Genomic DNA, 14,498 nt, shown 5'->3' with positions numbered 1-14,498 from the left:
ACCTCGCCGGCGCCGGGGACGGGGTCGGCGACCTCGTTCAGAGCGAGAGGCTCATTGGTCTCGACGAACTGCCAGGCTGGGTCAGCGCGGCGGTCATCCTCCGCTGCGCGGCAGCGCGCGTGCTCAGCACAATCACCGAGCGCTCCGGACACGCGCACGCGGAGACGGCCGCGCTGCGATGGTGCCTCAGGGGGTCCACCGACAACTCGGCACGCAGCCAGTCGAATCCGCAGGCGCACAGCGTCTCCACGTCGTCCAGCTCAGGAGGCTGCTCGGCCACCATGGTCTGCAGACTCATGAAGGACTGGTACTCGGCCCGAGGGAAGATCGCGTCGATTTTGCTCCGGAAGTAGTTGAAGAAGGTGCGCTCGGTGATCCCTGCCGCCTCACCGATCTGGGCGACCGTAGTCGCTTCGAACCCGTGCCCGGCGAACAGCTCGAGCGCCGGCTCCGACACCTTTGCGCGCTTCTCCTCCATACGGGAGGACACCGGACGGACGGACCCACCAGTGCGCTGTCCGGCACTCACCGCGTCTCCCCCTCTTCGGCACCCGGCATCCGGTGTGACGACGGAAGCCTCAGCCCACTGAGGCCCTTCCACTCAGGAGCCCGCTCTCACCCGCGGGGTGCGTCGTCCTCGGGGACCAGCGGGATCATGGCGACGCTGGCCACGTCCAGTGTGTCGCTGGTTCCGAGCCCGGAGGTGAACAGCCTTCCGCGCGCCTCGTCGGCGGAGCCCTCCACCTCGTACAGCGTGACGTACCGGTACGGCACCGTGTCGGCCGCGCTGTCCGCGACCCGGTAGCGCCGCGCCGCCTTGAAGCCGGGCAGCGCGAGGATCTCCGGGATGTGCGTTTCCCAGTACCAGTCCTGGAACTCCTCGTCCTTGCCCTCGACGGGGTTGGTGAGGGCGAGGAGCACCTCACGGCCGGGCTGTGCGTTGTCACTCATCGGTTGTCTCCTGGAATGGATGTGGTGGTAAAGCCCCACGGGACGCCGAGACTTGTCGACGGGTCGGTGACCAGGGCGCTGTCGGAGCGGTGGGCGATGCGCACGCCCTCGTTCTCCAAGTGCTTGGCAGCCCTCTCCAGATCGGCGACCAGCCAGGTCAGGGCGTGGTACGAGTCCAGAGGTGCGTTCCCCGTGGTGTCCGGGACCGGTTCGCCGCAGGGGTCGGGGGACGCGAAGTGGAACACGGAGTCGGCGAGCCGAACGTAGGGCCCGTAGACACCACGTAGTTCGTCACGTCCGGTGTGCACGACCTCGCCGCCGAGGACGTCGACGACGAGCTTGAGGGCGCGCTCCGGCTGTGCCGTCAGCACCGTGTGGTGCGAGGCATGGACGATGCCGAGCGGGTCGTCGTCGCTGACCTCCGGAACCGTCCAGCCGTCCTTCACACGCGGGTCGAGCGGGAAGGGGAACGTCTCGAAGAAGCGGTAGGGCAGGCCGGCGTCGTCCTTGAGGCTGACGAACGGCGACGGGCCGCCGGACCATTCGTCGGCGTCGAGGGGCTCGTCACGCACGTCGACCAGCCGGAAGCCGTGCGCGCGCAGGTCCTTGTACAGCTCCTTCACGCCCTCCACGTACCAGCCGGTGGTGACAAGGCGCGGGTTGTCGACGTCCGGGTACCGCTGGACCCCGCCGGTGAGATACCGCTTCGGTTCCAGGTTGTCGATGAGGACGTCGCTGATCGCGGTGAACGTCGAGTAGCCGACGGAGTGCCCGGGCGCCGGGGGCTCCGGCATGACCACGGAGAAGTTGATGCTGGAGCGGCCGAAGACGCGCGCGTAGAAGTCCTCCGCCTCGTCGAGGCTGGGCACGTGGATCACCGGGTGGTACAGCATCCGGACGCTGAACCGGCGCTTTGGGCCGGTCACTTGACGCCCTCCCCCACGATCTCCTCCGCGCGCGAGAACGCCCCGCCGAAGTCCGTCGTCGAGGACATCTCGTCGAGGATCTCGTGCAGTTTCGGCCGCCCGCCGGGGTTGAGGAGGAACTTGCGGACTTTGCCCTCGACGTTGGCGCCGTAGTAGTGGCTGTGCTCGGCGGAGAAGATCGACTGCGGGGCGAGCGTCTCGACCATGGTCATCCACTGGTCCTGCTGTGCCGCGGTCGGCTCGAAGGTGTCGAAGCCGTGGTCCCGGGCGTGGACGAGAGTCTTGGTGATCCAGTCGACCTGGTCCTGCGAGTAGCGCGGGTAGTTGCCGCCGCCGGCGCCGTGCGGACCGCCAGGGAAGAAGAAGTTCGGCATCCGGTGTGCGCTGAAGCCGCAGAAGTCGGACGGGCCGTCCTCCCAGTCGACGCTGAGGTCGAGCCCCTCGCGTCCCTTGACGCCCATCCGGGTGAGCGCGCCCGTACCGAAGTCGAATCCGGTGGCGAACACGATGATGTCGTGGTCACGGTGGCGCTCGGTGGTCTCAATGCCCGTGGCGTCGACGCGTACGAACGGCGTCTCGCGCAGGGAGACGAGCGACGCGTTCGCCTTGTTGAAGGACTCGTAGTAGCCGGTGACGAACGGCGGCCGCTTGGCCCCGAACAGATGGTCCTTGGGGGTGAGGCGCTCGGCGGTCACCGGGTCCTCGACGATGGAGCGGATCTTGCCGGCGAGGAACGCGCAGAACTCGAGGTTCACCTCGCGGTTCGTCGTCATGTCGTAGTAGTTCGACGTCAGCTTCGCGAAGCCGGGGCTGCGCCAGATCTTCTCGTAGAACTCCTGCCGCTCCTCCGCGGTGTCCTGCGAGGAGAACTTCCCCGCCGGCTCGTGGAGGAAGCCGGACGGCGAGGTGGTGAGGATCTTGACGACCTCGTCGAAGTGGTCACTGAGCCACGCCTGGCGCTCGTCCGATATAGGCGCGTTGTTCAGCGGAGTGGTCCAGGTGGGCGTGCGCTGATACAGGTCCACGGACTCGACGATGTCGACGATCGCGGGCAGCAGCTGGGCGCCGCTGGGACCGTTGCCGATGATGGCGACGCGCTTGCCGGCGAAGTCGACGGGCGTGTGCGGCCAGGCGCCGGTGTGGTACGCCTGTCCCTGGAACCGCTCGAGACCGTCGATCTCGGGGTAGTTCGGCACAGACAGACCGCCGGAAGCCGAGATGACCCAGCGCGCACGTACGGTGGCGCCCTTGTCCGTCGTCACCGTCCACGCCCTGCCCGCCGCGTCGTACTCGGCGGACACCACCTTCTCCCCGGTGCTGATGTGCCGGCGCAGGTCGAAGCGGTCGACGACGTGGTTGAGGTAGCTCTCGATCTCCGGCTGCGTGGCGAACTCCTCCTTCCAGCGCCACTCGTCGAACAGCTCTTTGGAGAAGAGGTAGGCGTACGTGTAGCTCTCGGAGTCGAAGCGTGCCGACGGATAGCGGTTCCAGTACCAGACACCCCCCACCCCGTCGCCGGCCTCCAGCGTCCGCGCCGAGAAGCCCGCGTCGAGCGCCCGGTAAAGCGCGTAGATGCCGACCACTCCGGCGCCGATCACCAGCACCTCGACGTCCACCTTGTTGTCGAAGTTGTCGAACTCTCCTGTCACTGTGCCCCACTCCCGGTCGGTGCGACTGCCGGACGGCAGCAGCCATAGATAAGCACATGCGCTCAAAATTTAGAAGACTCCGCAGCCCAGTGGACTCCAGACCACGCCATAGGCGTTGTCAGATATGAAACAGCGTGATGAAATCCAGCGACCGACACGTCAAAGGAGAACCATGAGCGCTATCCCTGACTACCGATTCGACGGCCGGGTGGCCGTGGTCACCGGAGCCGGACGCGGCCTCGGCCGGGCCCACGCACTCCAGCTGGCCGAGCGCGGCGCGAAGGTCGTCGTCAACGATCTCGGCGGGACCAAGGAGGGCGAGGGCAGCGACTCGGGGCCGGCCAACGACGTCGTCCGGGAGATCACGGCAGCCGGGGGGTCCGCGGTCGGCGACACGCACAACGTGGGTACGGAGGACGGCTGCCACGCGCTCGTGGAGACGGCCGTCCGCGAGTTCGGTCGCATCGACATCGTCGTGAACAACGCCGGCATCTCGCGCTTCGCGACGTTCCCCGAGGCGGACGCGGACAACCTGGAGCGGACCCTCGACGTTCATCTGCGCGGCACGTGGCACACGACGCGGGCGGCGTGGCCCCACATGACCGAGCAGGGCTACGGCCGGATCATCACCACCACGTCGACGGGGATGTTCGGGCTGCCGGACAACCTCGCCTACGCGACCGCGAAGGGGGCCCTGATCGGCTTCACCCGGAGCCTCGCTATCGAGGCCGAGAAGCACGGGATTCTCGTCAACTGTGTGGCACCCAACGCCGTCACGCGCCCGAGCACCTCGGCCGCCAAGCCGAACATCACGACCAACACCCTGGACGAGGCGCGGCTGCAGGCGCTGCGCACCGAACTGGTCTCACCGATGGTGGCGTACTTGGCGCACGAGGACTGCTCGGTGAACGGCGAGATCCTCGTCGCCGGTGCCCAGCGGTTCGCGCGCTGGTTCCTCGGCGTCACCCCCGGCTACCAGTCCCCCGGAACGGCGACGCCGTCGGTCGAGGAGATCGCGCAGCACTGGGGCGCCATCACCGACGAGGGCGACTACTACGTGCCCAAGAGCCTGCACGAGTGGACGGCGAAGTACATGGCGCACCTCGGCGCCTGATGTCCGGCAGCTGAAACCCGAAGGAGCCCGGTCGTCGACCGGGCTCCTTCGGGTGGGCGTGTGGCGAGCGCCGGTCAGCCCGACGCCTCGACGCGCGGGTCGCCCTCGACGAGGGGGGCGGCCAGGCCGCCGCTGAGGAACGTCACGAGATCGTCGACGAGCACGTCGATACCGGCCGTCAGGTGGGTTCGCCCCTTGCGCTGAGCCGCCTGGTACCGCGCGAGTGTGTGCACGGCACCGGTCAGGACGACCCACCATCTCTCCTCGAGGACCGCTTCGGGGATCTGCGGTACGAGCCGGCTCAGCGTGGCCCGCAGGGTGAGCACGGAGGCGCCGGCGCGCACGTCGCCGAGGCCCTGGTACCCACCCTCCTCGGTGATGAAGTGGGAGAGAAAGGCGAGGTAGTGGTTGTCCTCCCGAAGGTGGATGGCGAGCGGACGGACGAACGCGCCGACGACGTCTACGACGGTGGGCGGCGTCGGCCCCGTCATCAGTTCGGCGACGATGCCGGTGCGGCTCTCCTCACTCTCCGCTCCCCGCAGTTCGAGGATCGCCTTCACGACCTCGTCGCGGTCGCCGAAGTGATACTGCACAGCGGCGTGATTGCGTTGGCCTGCGGCGACGCCGATGTCGCGCAGCGGTACGGCGGAGATTCCATTCTCCGCGAACAGCTTTTCGGCCGCGGTGATGATGAGCCGACGCGTGGCTTCACCGCGGACGTTCTTGCGGCCTTGGCCGCTTCGGGGCGTGCTGCGCCGCGCGGACTGCTGAGGGGACGTGGGTGGCATGACCTACGAATCTAACAGGACGAGGGCATCGAGCGATGCCAGCTCGGAGCCAGGTGGATAGACGGTGCCGAAGAGCTCTGCCCCGGCCTCGGTCAGGCAGGGGACGAGGCCTGACCAGCGGATGACGCCCCCGCGCTCGGCGGGAGCGGCAGGAGGCAGGGTACCGAGGACAACCCGGTCGCCGTCCCCGTTCACGGCGCTGAGCGTGCCGCCCGAGGCGTGGGACGTCAAGTCGAGCGCCAGGCGGCGGAGTTCCACGTCCAGGAAACCGTGGTGGGCCCAAAAGCGCGCCCCTCCCTCGAACCGCAGGGTCCAGCCGTCGTCGTTCCGGTCCGCCTCGGTGAGCGGGAAACGGAACACCGTGTCGGCGTCCAGCTCGGCGCCGTCCACCGCCTCGCACGTACCCGCAGCCACAGCCCGGACGTAATGGACGAAGGATGCTTTCACACCCCAGCTCAGCACCCCCGAGCGTGCCGCCGCGCTCATGCGCTCGGCCGGTGGCCGTCGGGGAACGGGGTCATGCCAGGCTCCAGCTCGAGTCCGAGCGTGTTGAACGCCGTGCAGTGCATGTCGTAGGTGCCCACCGTGAAGACGAGGTCGATCAGCTGCTCCCGGGAGAACTGCTGCTCAAGGGTCTTCCACGTCTCGTCCGAGATGTTCTTGACCGTGCACATCTCGTCCACGGCCCGGACGATCGCGGCGTCCTCGGCAGACCACTGGACGGCGTCCGGGCCCTCGGTGAGCGCCGCAGTCTCGGCTTCGGTCAGCTGACCGGCCGCCTGACTGAGCCGGACGTGCTGGGCCCACTCGTACTCGCCGAAGCCGAGCCAGGTCGTCCGGATGATCACCATCTCGCGCACCCGGTCGGACAGCGTGGAGTGGCGCAGATGGTTGGAGAAGGGGAGCCAGCCGCGGATCAGGGCCGGGTGCCAGGCGTAGATACCGAGGATGTGCGATCGCGGGCGCGCCGCGGGCTGATCCGCCGCGGAGGCTTTCGCGCCGGGCGCGTGTGCGCGCAGCGCGGAGAAGGCTTCGTCCACCTCGTCGTTCCAGTCGTCGACGGGGCGCGGCGGAATACGCGGAGCGTGAGGCTGAGTCATGTTGTCACCCGATGAAGGAGCCGCCGTTGACACTGACGGTCTGGCCGGTCACGTAGGAAGCGTCGTCCGAGGCCAGGTAGGAGACCGCTGCCGCGATGTCCGCACCGGTTCCGGTCCGCCCGACAGGGATGAATTTCGCCATGTCCTGCGCGGAGGGTATGGCGCCCGTAGCGCGCTTCTTCTCCACGCTGGGGGTGTCGATCGACGACGGGGCGACCGTGTTGACCGTGACGCCGGAGGCAGCGAACTCCACGGCGAGGGCTTTGGTGAGGGCCATTTGGCCACCCTTGGAAGCGGCGTAATGCGCCATCTTGGGAGCACCCCGCTGAGCACTGGACGAGGAGATCAGTACGACGCGCCCCCAGCCGGCGTCGACAAGATCCGGCAGTGCGGACTGCACGACGTGGAACGTTCCGGTCAGATTGATCGCCAGGGTGCGGTTCCATTCGTCGGCCGTCATCTCCAGGAACGGGCGCCGGAGTGCGACGGCGGCGTTCGCCACGACGACGGCGAGCGGACCGAGGTCACGGCGGGCCGCGGTCAGTGCGGCATCCACCTGTTCCCTGTCGCTGACGTCGGCACGGTAGCCGCGCGCTTCACCGCCAAGAGAAGCCGCGGCTTGTTCGGCGGCGCCTTCGACGACGTCGAGGATCGCGACCTTGTACCCGTCCTTCGAGAGTCGCTGCGCGATGGCCAGACCGATGCCCGCGCCACCTCCGGTGACGACGGCCACGCGGCCTGCGGCCGTCATCGGGTGCCTCTGCGGTGTCGCGCGATGGGAGCGCTGGTCATGGGGTGTGTCCTCGATATCTCTTAGATTTACCGGCGAACGAAACGCACGTTCTGTTACGTGAAGGCCTCAGCATGGCGTCACGCGAAAAGCGATGTCAAGACATCCAGGGATGTTGAGCCATTGACTCCACACCCAACGCCAGATCACGATGTCAGTGTTTCACTGTACGGATCAAATGTTCCTTTGAAGGCACTAGCTACAGGAGCCCAGATGCTCGAAGCCGCCCAGCCTCGCCATGTCGTCGTCATCGGCGCGTCGTTGGCGGGAATCCGGACCGTGCAGGGACTCCGTTCCCTCGGCTTCGACGGCCGCCTCACCCTCATCGGCGCGGAGTCGGAGCTTCCCTACGACCGTCCGCCGCTGTCGAAGCAACTGCTCGCGGGCGAGTGGTCCCCGGACGCCGTCGACGGGATCCGGCTCGGCACCCGGACCGAACTGGACGCGCAGGATGTCGCCTTGCGCCTCGGGGTCGCGGCGGTCGGTCTCGACACCGACTCACGGCAGGTGCACCTCGCAGACGGGACGGCCATGTCGTACGACGTGCTGGTCGTCGCGACCGGAGCGGCCGCCCGCCCCTCCCCCTGGCGGCCGGTCTCGGGTGTGTTCCAGCTGCGGACGCTGGCGGACGCCCGCGCCCTCACGGGACGCCTGGCGCTGGGCGAACCCGTCGTCATTGTCGGAGGCGGTTTCATCGGGACCGAGGTGGCCGCCGCGGCGATCGGCCGCGGCTGCCCGGTGACCGTCGTCGACCCGCTGCCCGAGCCGATGGCGCGGCTCGTCGGTCCGGAGATCGCGGGCAGTCTCGTCGAGCTCCACCGACGGCACGGGGTACAGACCCGGTTCGGGACCGGCGTGGTCGCCATCAAGGGCCGGGCCGGCGCCCTGACGGTCGAACTCGACAGTGGTGAGCGCCTGATCGCCTCCACGGCCGTGGTGGGCATCGGCTCCGTGCCTGCCACCGACTGGCTGGAAGGCAGTGGCATCGAGCTCGACAACGGCGTCATCACCGACGGGTTCCTGCGCGCGGTCGGCGTCCAGGACGTGTACGCGATCGGCGATGTCGCCCGCTGGCCCCACATGGGCCGTGGCACCGAAGTGCGAGCGGAGCACTGGACGAACGCCGGCGACCAGGCGCGGCACGTCGCCTCCGCGATCGCCAAGGGGGTGGAGGAGGTGTACCAGCCGTCGGACTACGTATGGTCGGACCAGTACGACTGGAAGGTGAACGCGGTCGGCTGGCGCGACCCGGCCGGCCGGTCGATCGTCGTCGGCGACCTGGAGGCGGACGGAAGGGCAGCCGTCATCCACGCCGACGCGCAGGGGATCACCTGCGGGGCTGTCACCGTGAACTGGGTGCGCGCCCTGAACCAGGCACGCCGACAGCTGCCGAGCGGTCCTTCCGCGGAGTCCGTCGCCGACACGGTCCGACAGTTGCTATGAGTGCAGCACGGCGGAGGGGGCGGTCCCCATGGGACCGCCCCCTCCGCCGTGCGACTGTCGCATCGCCTGGGCACTACCTACGCCGAGGTACCCAGGGCACGTGTGAAGCCGTCGGGGACGTGCAGATCGTCGGGGCACAGGTCGTGGACCGAGGACCGGCCGAGGCCGAGAACCGCGGAGTCGAGTCCGCCGCGCAGAATGTCGAGGACGTTCGCCACGCCCCCCTGCCCGTTGGCGGCCAGACCCCACAGGTAGGCGCGGCCGATCAGGACCGCGCGCGCCCCCAGCGCGAGCGCCTTGGCGACGTCGCCCCCACGTCGCACTCCACCGTCGAGCAGGACCTCGATCTCGTCGCCGACCGCCTCGGCGATCGATGGCAGCAGACGGATGCTGGCGGGAGTCGTGTCCAGGTTGTTGCCGCCGTGGTTGGACACCGAGATGCCGTTCACCCCGGCGTCCACGGCACGCTTGGCGTCGTCCACCCGGGACACGCCCTTGAGCAGGAACGGCCCGCCCCACTCCTCACGCATCCACTTGACGTCGTCCCAGCTGGGCGGCGCGGTCTGCATCCACTCGAAGTAGGCGCCGAAGAACGTGGGGGCGCTGCCGCCGGGAGGCTGAAGGTTGGGGGCGGTCAGGTCGGGAATACGCCCGGTCTTGCCGAACGTCCAGAGCCAGCGCGGCCGTTGCAGGACTTCCGGCGCCATCTTCACCGCCGTCTTGAGGTCGACCTTCTCCGGAATGGCCGGCGATCCCCAGTCCCGGCCGTTGGAGAACGACCAGTCCAGCGTAGCGATCAGAGCCTTCGCTCCTGCGGCACGCGCACGGTCCATACGCTGCACCATGGCCTCGCGGCTGCCGGTCCAGTACATCTGGTAAAACGTGTTCTCGTTGGCCGCCGCCACCTCTTCCACGGGCTTGCTGGCGAACGAACTCAGCCCCATGATCACTCCGCGCTCGGCGGCCGCGCGCGCCACCGCCACCTCACCCTCCGGATGGACGGCCTGCACACCGGTCGGCGAAATCACCACGGGGAACGAGCAGTCGACGCCCAGCACGCTGGTGGACAGATCACGCTGGGCGAAGTGACCGGCGACGCGGGGAGCGAATCCCAGCTCGGCGAACGCCGCCGTGTTGTCGTCAATGGTGCGACCGCGCTCGGATCCGGCTACGAGAGCCCCGTAGACGGAACTCGGGAGGTACTTCTTCGCGCGCCGCTGAGCCTCTGCGACGGTCTCGAACCAGGGATTCTTACCCACGTGCGGCACTTCCTTCGTTACGTGTCGTAGAAGGGGAGACAGGGCGACCGACAGGCCACCTACCGGAGACGGCCGAACATCGGCTGAGGAGACGCCCCACCAAGGGCAGGGCGGCAGAAGCCCGCTGAACCCGCCAGGCGAACTCTCGGAGACTAATGGCACCCGATGCCAAAAGGGAAGCCCCAGCACGCCCGCCGACACTCCCTTGACATGCGCGACCCTCATGCCGACACTTGCGCCGTTGAAAGGATCGCTCGTTCCGTTGAACGACCACCGCTTCCGAGGGCTCCCTCCGATTCCGGTGGCGCGCCATCCGCCGCGGGCTTCCCTTCCCATTTCCGACGGATTCCAGGGAGAAGAAGTGACCTTTGTGGTGACACAGGCATGCGTGGACATCCAGGACAAGAGCTGTGTGCAGGTGTGTCCGGCCGACTGCATCTACGAGGGCGGCCGGATGATGTACATCAACCCCGACCAGTGCATCGACTGCGGCGCGTGCGAGGAAGCCTGCCCGATGTCCGCGGTCCGCTACGACGCCGACCTGACCAGTGACAACGTGCAGTTCCTCGATCTGAACGCCGAGTTCTTCGAAGGTATGGGGACACTCAAAGGCGCCCGGAAGCTCGGCAAGATAGACCGTGACGTCGAGTTCGTCGCGGCACTCCCCCGCAAGGAGGGCTGACCGTGTCACCGCTGCGCGTCGCCGTCGTCGGCTCCGGCCCCGCCGGGACCTTCTGTGCCGAGATTCTGTCGGAGGACACCGGGCACGAAGTCCAGGTCGATGTCTTCGAGCGACTGCCCACGCCTTTCGGTCTCGTACGGTACGGAGTCGCCCCCGACCACCAGAAGATCAAGTCGATCGTGGAGTCCCTCACCGAGGTCTACGAGTCGCCGTCCGTACGCTTCCTGGGCAATGTCACGGTCGGATCGGACATCACGATCGACGAATTGCGCGCGCACTACGACGCCGTCGTACTCGCCTGCGGAGCTCCGCTCAACCGTCAACTCGGTGTTCCAGGAGAGGAGTTGCCCGGCGTTGTCGCGGCCCGCAATTTCGTGTCGTGGTACAGCGGGCATCCCGACGCCAGCTTCGACACGTCGGTCCTCACAGCGGACCGAGCCGTCGTGGTCGGCGTGGGGAACGTGGCGCTCGACGTCGCGCGCATGCTCGTCCGCACGCCTGACGAACTGCGCAGGACCGATGTGCCCGAGCATGTCGTCGACGCGCTGGGCGGCCACAGCATCCGCAAGGTGTACATCGTGGGGCGACGTGGCCCCGCCCATGCCAAATTCACGAACAAGGAGTTTCTGGAGCTGGCGGGCGTGGAGGGCGCGGACGTACTTGTCTCCCCGGACGACCTCGAACTGTCCGAGGAGGACCGCGCCCACGTGGCGGTAAAACCCGCGACCGCCCGCCTGCTCGCGTCCCTGGGGAAGGTCGCGGCGCGCGCACCGCTCGGACGGGAGCGGTCCGTGCGATTCCTGTTCCACCGCACGCCAGTGGAGTTCGCGGGCGCGGGCGCCGTCGGCACCGTCCGCCTGACGCACACCAGCCGCCCGGAGAACGTGGAAGACCTCGCGGCGGGACTCGTCCTCCCTGCGGTCGGCTACCGGGGGGTGGCCATGGGCGGGGTTCCCTTCGACGAAGCCTCCGGCACGATCCCCCATCGCGACTCCCGCGTGGTCGACGGCGAGCGTCCCCTGCCCGGCCTGTACGCGGTGGGCTGGGTCAAGCGCGGCCCCAGCGGAGTCATCGGAACCAATCGTCTGTGCGCGGCCGAGACCGCCGGCGCTTTGCTGGCCGACGCCTCCTCCCTGATCGGAACCGGTTCCGGCCGCGAAGGTATCGACGCACTACTGCGCTCACGCGGTGTGGCCGTCGTCGACTGGAGCCGGTGGCGGGCGATCGAGGCAGCAGAAGCCTCACTCGGTGCCGCCGGCGGGCGCGGCCGCGTCAAGCTGCACGACCGTACCGACATGCTGATCGCCGCCGGAGTGGCGGCGTAGCACCGCAGCCCTTGAGCGCGAGAGGCCTCTCCCACCCGGGGAGGCCTCTCGCGCTACGTCGACGTACTTCTGCGATCGGCAGGCACGATGGAGCAGCCCTGATAGTGTTCCCTTTAAGGAAATTCGGATTCTACTGAGCGGGACTGGGCGCCCGAAGGAGCTGGGAGTGAAGACGCAGATCACAGCGGAGGGCACGGCGGGTGCCCCTGAGCGGCAGCGCCATCCCCTCGCACGCGGCATCGAGATCCTCACCCTGATGATCGACGGAGGCGGCGACACCTACGGTGTTCGAGAGGTCGGTTCCCGGCTCGGGGTCAGCGCGAGTACCGCCCATCGCCTCCTCGGCGATCTGGAGGAGCTCGGCATGGTCAGCCGCACCGCGACGGGCAACTACCGGCTCGGCATGGAGTTCCTGCGCCTGGCCTGGACCGTCAACACGCGCTTCCCGCTGCGCGAGGCCGCCAATGACATCCTGGCCGAGCTGACGGAACACAGCGGCGAGTCCTCGTTCTTCGCCGTATTCAACGAGCAGCGTCGGCAGATGATGTTCGCCGTCTCGGTCGAGTCCTCGCACCCCTTGCGGTACACGGTGCCGCAGGGCGTCTGGCTTCCCCTCCACGCCGGCGCCAGCGGGCTCGCCATCCTCGCCTTCCTCCCCTCGCAGATCAGGCACGAGATCACGCACGGCACGCTCGACGCTCTGACGGAGCGCACGTGGGTGGATGCCACGCGGCTCGAGGAGCGGCTGGAGGGGATCCGCAGGGACGGGTACGCAATCTCCCACGGGGAGCGCATCGACGGAGCTATCGCCATCGCGGCGCCGGTTCTCGGCCCGGCGAACGTCGTGATCGGGGATGTCGGCATCACCATCCCGGAGAGCCGGTTCAACGCCACATCGACGCCGGAACTGACCGCGCTCGTACGGGAGTCCGCACGAGCGTTGACGCGCCGGTTCACCGGAGGCCGCGGCGCACCACAGACCGCGCAGGACTGACTGGGACGGGGCCCGAACGTCACCGCTCGGGCTCCGTCCCGTACACACACCTGTATCAGGCGGGCACCCGTTGCAGAGCCCGTACGATTCCCTCGACATTGGTCTTGGCATCGCCGAACAGCATCTGAGAGTTGTCCCGGAAGAACAGCGGGTTCTGCACGCCTGCGTAGCCGACGGCCATCGAACGCTTGAAGACGATCACGTTCTTCGACTCCCAGACCCTCAACACCGGCATACCGGCGATCGGGCTGCTGGGATCCTCGGTCGCCGCCGGATTGACGGTGTCATTGGCACCGACCACGAGCACGACGTCGGTCTCGCCCAGGTCGTCGTTGATCTCGTCCATCTCCAGGACGATGTCGTACGGCACCTTCGCCTCGGCGAGCAACACGTTCATGTGGCCCGGCAGCCGGCCCGCGACCGGGTGGATCCCGAAGCGCACGTCGACCCCCTGGTCGCGCAGAAACCGGGTGAGCTCGGCGATCGGATACTGAGCCTGCGCGACCGCCATGCCGTATCCCGGGGTGATGACCACAGTGGCGGCGCTCGCCAGCAGTGTGGCGGTCTCCTCCACTGTGGTCTCCCGGTGCTCGCCCTCCTCGGTCGCCGCCGAGGGACCTGCCTCGATGCCGAATCCCCCTGCGATGACGGAGAAGAACGAGCGGTTCATGGCTTTGCACATGATGTACGACAGGTAGGCACCGCTCGAGCCGACCAGCGCTCCCGTGACGATCAGCAGATCGTTGTCGAGCAGGAAGCCGGACGCCGCGGCCGCCCAGCCGGAGTAGCTGTTCAGCATCGAGACGACAACCGGCATGTCGCCACCGCCGATCGACGCGACCAGATGCCATCCGAAGAGCAGGGCCAGCACGGTGACCACGACGAGCACCCACGGGGCGGAGTCGACCACGAAGGCAACGGTCAGTCCGGTGGCGGCGAGCAGGGCCAGCAGATTGAGGAAGTTCTTGCCCGGCAGCACCAGCGGCGCTGACTTGATCCGCGCACTCAGCTTGAGGTTGGCGACGACGGAACCGGTGAAGGTGACGGCGCCGATGAAGACTCCGACCACCACCTCGGCGTGGTGGATGCGCAGCAGGGAGCCTGTGTAGGTCTCCAGTCCACCGCGCTCGACTTCCAAGTACGACGCCCAACCGACGAGTACCGCGGCGAGGCCGACGAACGAGTGCAGCAACGCGATCAGTTCGGGCATACCCGTCATCTGCACGACCCGGGCCCGCCACAGGCCGACGGCCGCACCGATGACGACCGCGACGGCCAGAATCGCGACGGCGCTGCCCCGTGCCGTCGAGTCGTGCAGGGCGAGTACGACGGTGGCGGTCAGAGCGAGTGCCATGCCCACCACACCGTAGGTCCAGCCCTGCTTGGCCGATTCGTTCCGGGAGAGGCCGGCCAGGCTGAGGATGAACAGAAGTGCCGCGGCCAGATAGGCGGCGATGGCGATCGAGTCAGCGGACAT

At 68.1% G+C, this 14,498-nt stretch carries 15 protein-coding genes; 5 read left to right on the top strand and 10 right to left on the bottom strand.

What is annotated here, in order from left to right:
• Window positions 1–37 precede the first annotated feature (37 nt).
• From AB0J02_RS33945 to AB0J02_RS33930, 4 genes are all read right to left on the bottom strand, one after another.
• Window positions 38–478 (bottom strand): helix-turn-helix domain-containing protein, encoded by a 441-nt coding sequence (locus AB0J02_RS33945; protein WP_363197678.1) that lies wholly within the window; start codon window positions 476–478, stop codon window positions 38–40.
• Between the two features lie 137 nt (window positions 479–615).
• Complete coding sequence (locus AB0J02_RS33940) at window positions 616–951, bottom strand: DUF4286 family protein (protein ID WP_363197677.1); 336 nt, start codon at window positions 949–951, stop codon at window positions 616–618.
• A complete protein-coding gene (locus tag AB0J02_RS33935; protein WP_363197676.1) occupies window positions 948–1,877 on the bottom strand; it encodes a hypothetical protein in 930 nt (309 codons plus the stop codon). Before AB0J02_RS33935 ends, AB0J02_RS33940 begins: the two co-directional genes overlap by 4 nt.
• The gene (locus AB0J02_RS33930; protein WP_363197675.1) at window positions 1,874–3,526 is read right to left on the bottom strand and encodes an NAD(P)/FAD-dependent oxidoreductase; all 1,653 of its coding nucleotides are present in this window, start codon (window positions 3,524–3,526) and stop codon (window positions 1,874–1,876) included. Before AB0J02_RS33930 ends, AB0J02_RS33935 begins: the two co-directional genes overlap by 4 nt.
• Before the next feature lie 172 nt (window positions 3,527–3,698).
• Here AB0J02_RS33930 and AB0J02_RS33925 point away from each other — a divergent pair, with 172 nt between their 5' ends.
• On the top strand, window positions 3,699–4,640 hold the full coding sequence (locus AB0J02_RS33925; RefSeq protein WP_363197674.1) for an SDR family NAD(P)-dependent oxidoreductase: 942 nt from the start codon (window positions 3,699–3,701) through the stop codon (window positions 4,638–4,640).
• 74 nt (window positions 4,641–4,714) lie between these two features.
• Here AB0J02_RS33925 and AB0J02_RS33920 read toward each other — a convergent pair whose 3' ends face one another.
• Genes AB0J02_RS33920 through AB0J02_RS33905 form a run of 4 tightly spaced genes read right to left on the bottom strand, consistent with a single transcriptional unit; the run spans window position 4,715 to window position 7,279 of the window.
• The gene (locus AB0J02_RS33920) at window positions 4,715–5,428 is read right to left on the bottom strand and encodes a TetR family transcriptional regulator (RefSeq protein ID WP_363197673.1); all 714 of its coding nucleotides are present in this window, start codon (window positions 5,426–5,428) and stop codon (window positions 4,715–4,717) included.
• 3 nt (window positions 5,429–5,431) lie between these two features.
• Window positions 5,432–5,914: an HtaA domain-containing protein gene (locus tag AB0J02_RS33915; RefSeq protein WP_363197672.1), complete on the bottom strand. Its 483-nt coding sequence runs from the start codon at window positions 5,912–5,914 to the stop codon at window positions 5,432–5,434.
• The gene (locus tag AB0J02_RS33910) at window positions 5,911–6,528 is read right to left on the bottom strand and encodes a carboxymuconolactone decarboxylase family protein (protein WP_363197671.1); all 618 of its coding nucleotides are present in this window, start codon (window positions 6,526–6,528) and stop codon (window positions 5,911–5,913) included. The genes AB0J02_RS33915 and AB0J02_RS33910 overlap by 4 nt, the downstream gene beginning before the upstream one ends.
• Before the next feature lie 4 nt (window positions 6,529–6,532).
• A complete protein-coding gene (locus AB0J02_RS33905; RefSeq protein ID WP_363197670.1) occupies window positions 6,533–7,279 on the bottom strand; it encodes an SDR family NAD(P)-dependent oxidoreductase in 747 nt (248 codons plus the stop codon).
• Between the two features lie 252 nt (window positions 7,280–7,531).
• On the opposite strand from AB0J02_RS33905, the gene AB0J02_RS33900 reads away from it, so the two are divergent.
• The gene (locus tag AB0J02_RS33900; protein WP_363197669.1) at window positions 7,532–8,761 is read left to right on the top strand and encodes an FAD/NAD(P)-binding oxidoreductase; all 1,230 of its coding nucleotides are present in this window, start codon (window positions 7,532–7,534) and stop codon (window positions 8,759–8,761) included.
• Between the two features lie 77 nt (window positions 8,762–8,838).
• On the opposite strand, the gene mftD is transcribed toward AB0J02_RS33900, so the two are convergent.
• A complete protein-coding gene (mftD, locus tag AB0J02_RS33895; protein WP_363197668.1) occupies window positions 8,839–10,020 on the bottom strand; it encodes a pre-mycofactocin synthase MftD in 1,182 nt (393 codons plus the stop codon).
• Window positions 10,021–10,381: 361 nt separating this feature from the next.
• Between mftD and fdxA the strand changes: the two genes are divergently transcribed.
• The 3 genes from fdxA to AB0J02_RS33880 all read left to right on the top strand — a co-directional run bounded on the left by fdxA (window position 10,382) and on the right by AB0J02_RS33880 (window position 13,021).
• Window positions 10,382–10,702 (top strand): ferredoxin, encoded by a 321-nt coding sequence (gene fdxA / locus AB0J02_RS33890; RefSeq protein ID WP_363197667.1) that lies wholly within the window; start codon window positions 10,382–10,384, stop codon window positions 10,700–10,702.
• Window positions 10,703–10,704: 2 nt separating this feature from the next.
• On the top strand, window positions 10,705–12,027 hold the full coding sequence (locus AB0J02_RS33885) for an FAD-dependent oxidoreductase (RefSeq protein WP_363197666.1): 1,323 nt from the start codon (window positions 10,705–10,707) through the stop codon (window positions 12,025–12,027).
• A gap of 166 nt (window positions 12,028–12,193) precedes the next feature.
• Window positions 12,194–13,021 (top strand): IclR family transcriptional regulator, encoded by an 828-nt coding sequence (locus AB0J02_RS33880; RefSeq protein WP_363197665.1) that lies wholly within the window; start codon window positions 12,194–12,196, stop codon window positions 13,019–13,021.
• A 55-nt stretch (window positions 13,022–13,076) separates the two neighbouring features.
• Here AB0J02_RS33880 and pntB read toward each other — a convergent pair whose 3' ends face one another.
• Complete coding sequence (gene pntB, locus AB0J02_RS33875; RefSeq protein ID WP_363197664.1) at window positions 13,077–14,498, bottom strand: Re/Si-specific NAD(P)(+) transhydrogenase subunit beta; 1,422 nt, start codon at window positions 14,496–14,498, stop codon at window positions 13,077–13,079.

The organism is Streptomyces sp. NPDC050264, from assembly GCF_040655895.1.
GTDB lineage: Bacteria > Actinomycetota > Actinomycetes > Streptomycetales > Streptomycetaceae > Streptomyces.
This window is presented reverse-complemented; position numbering and strand designations above follow the sequence as displayed.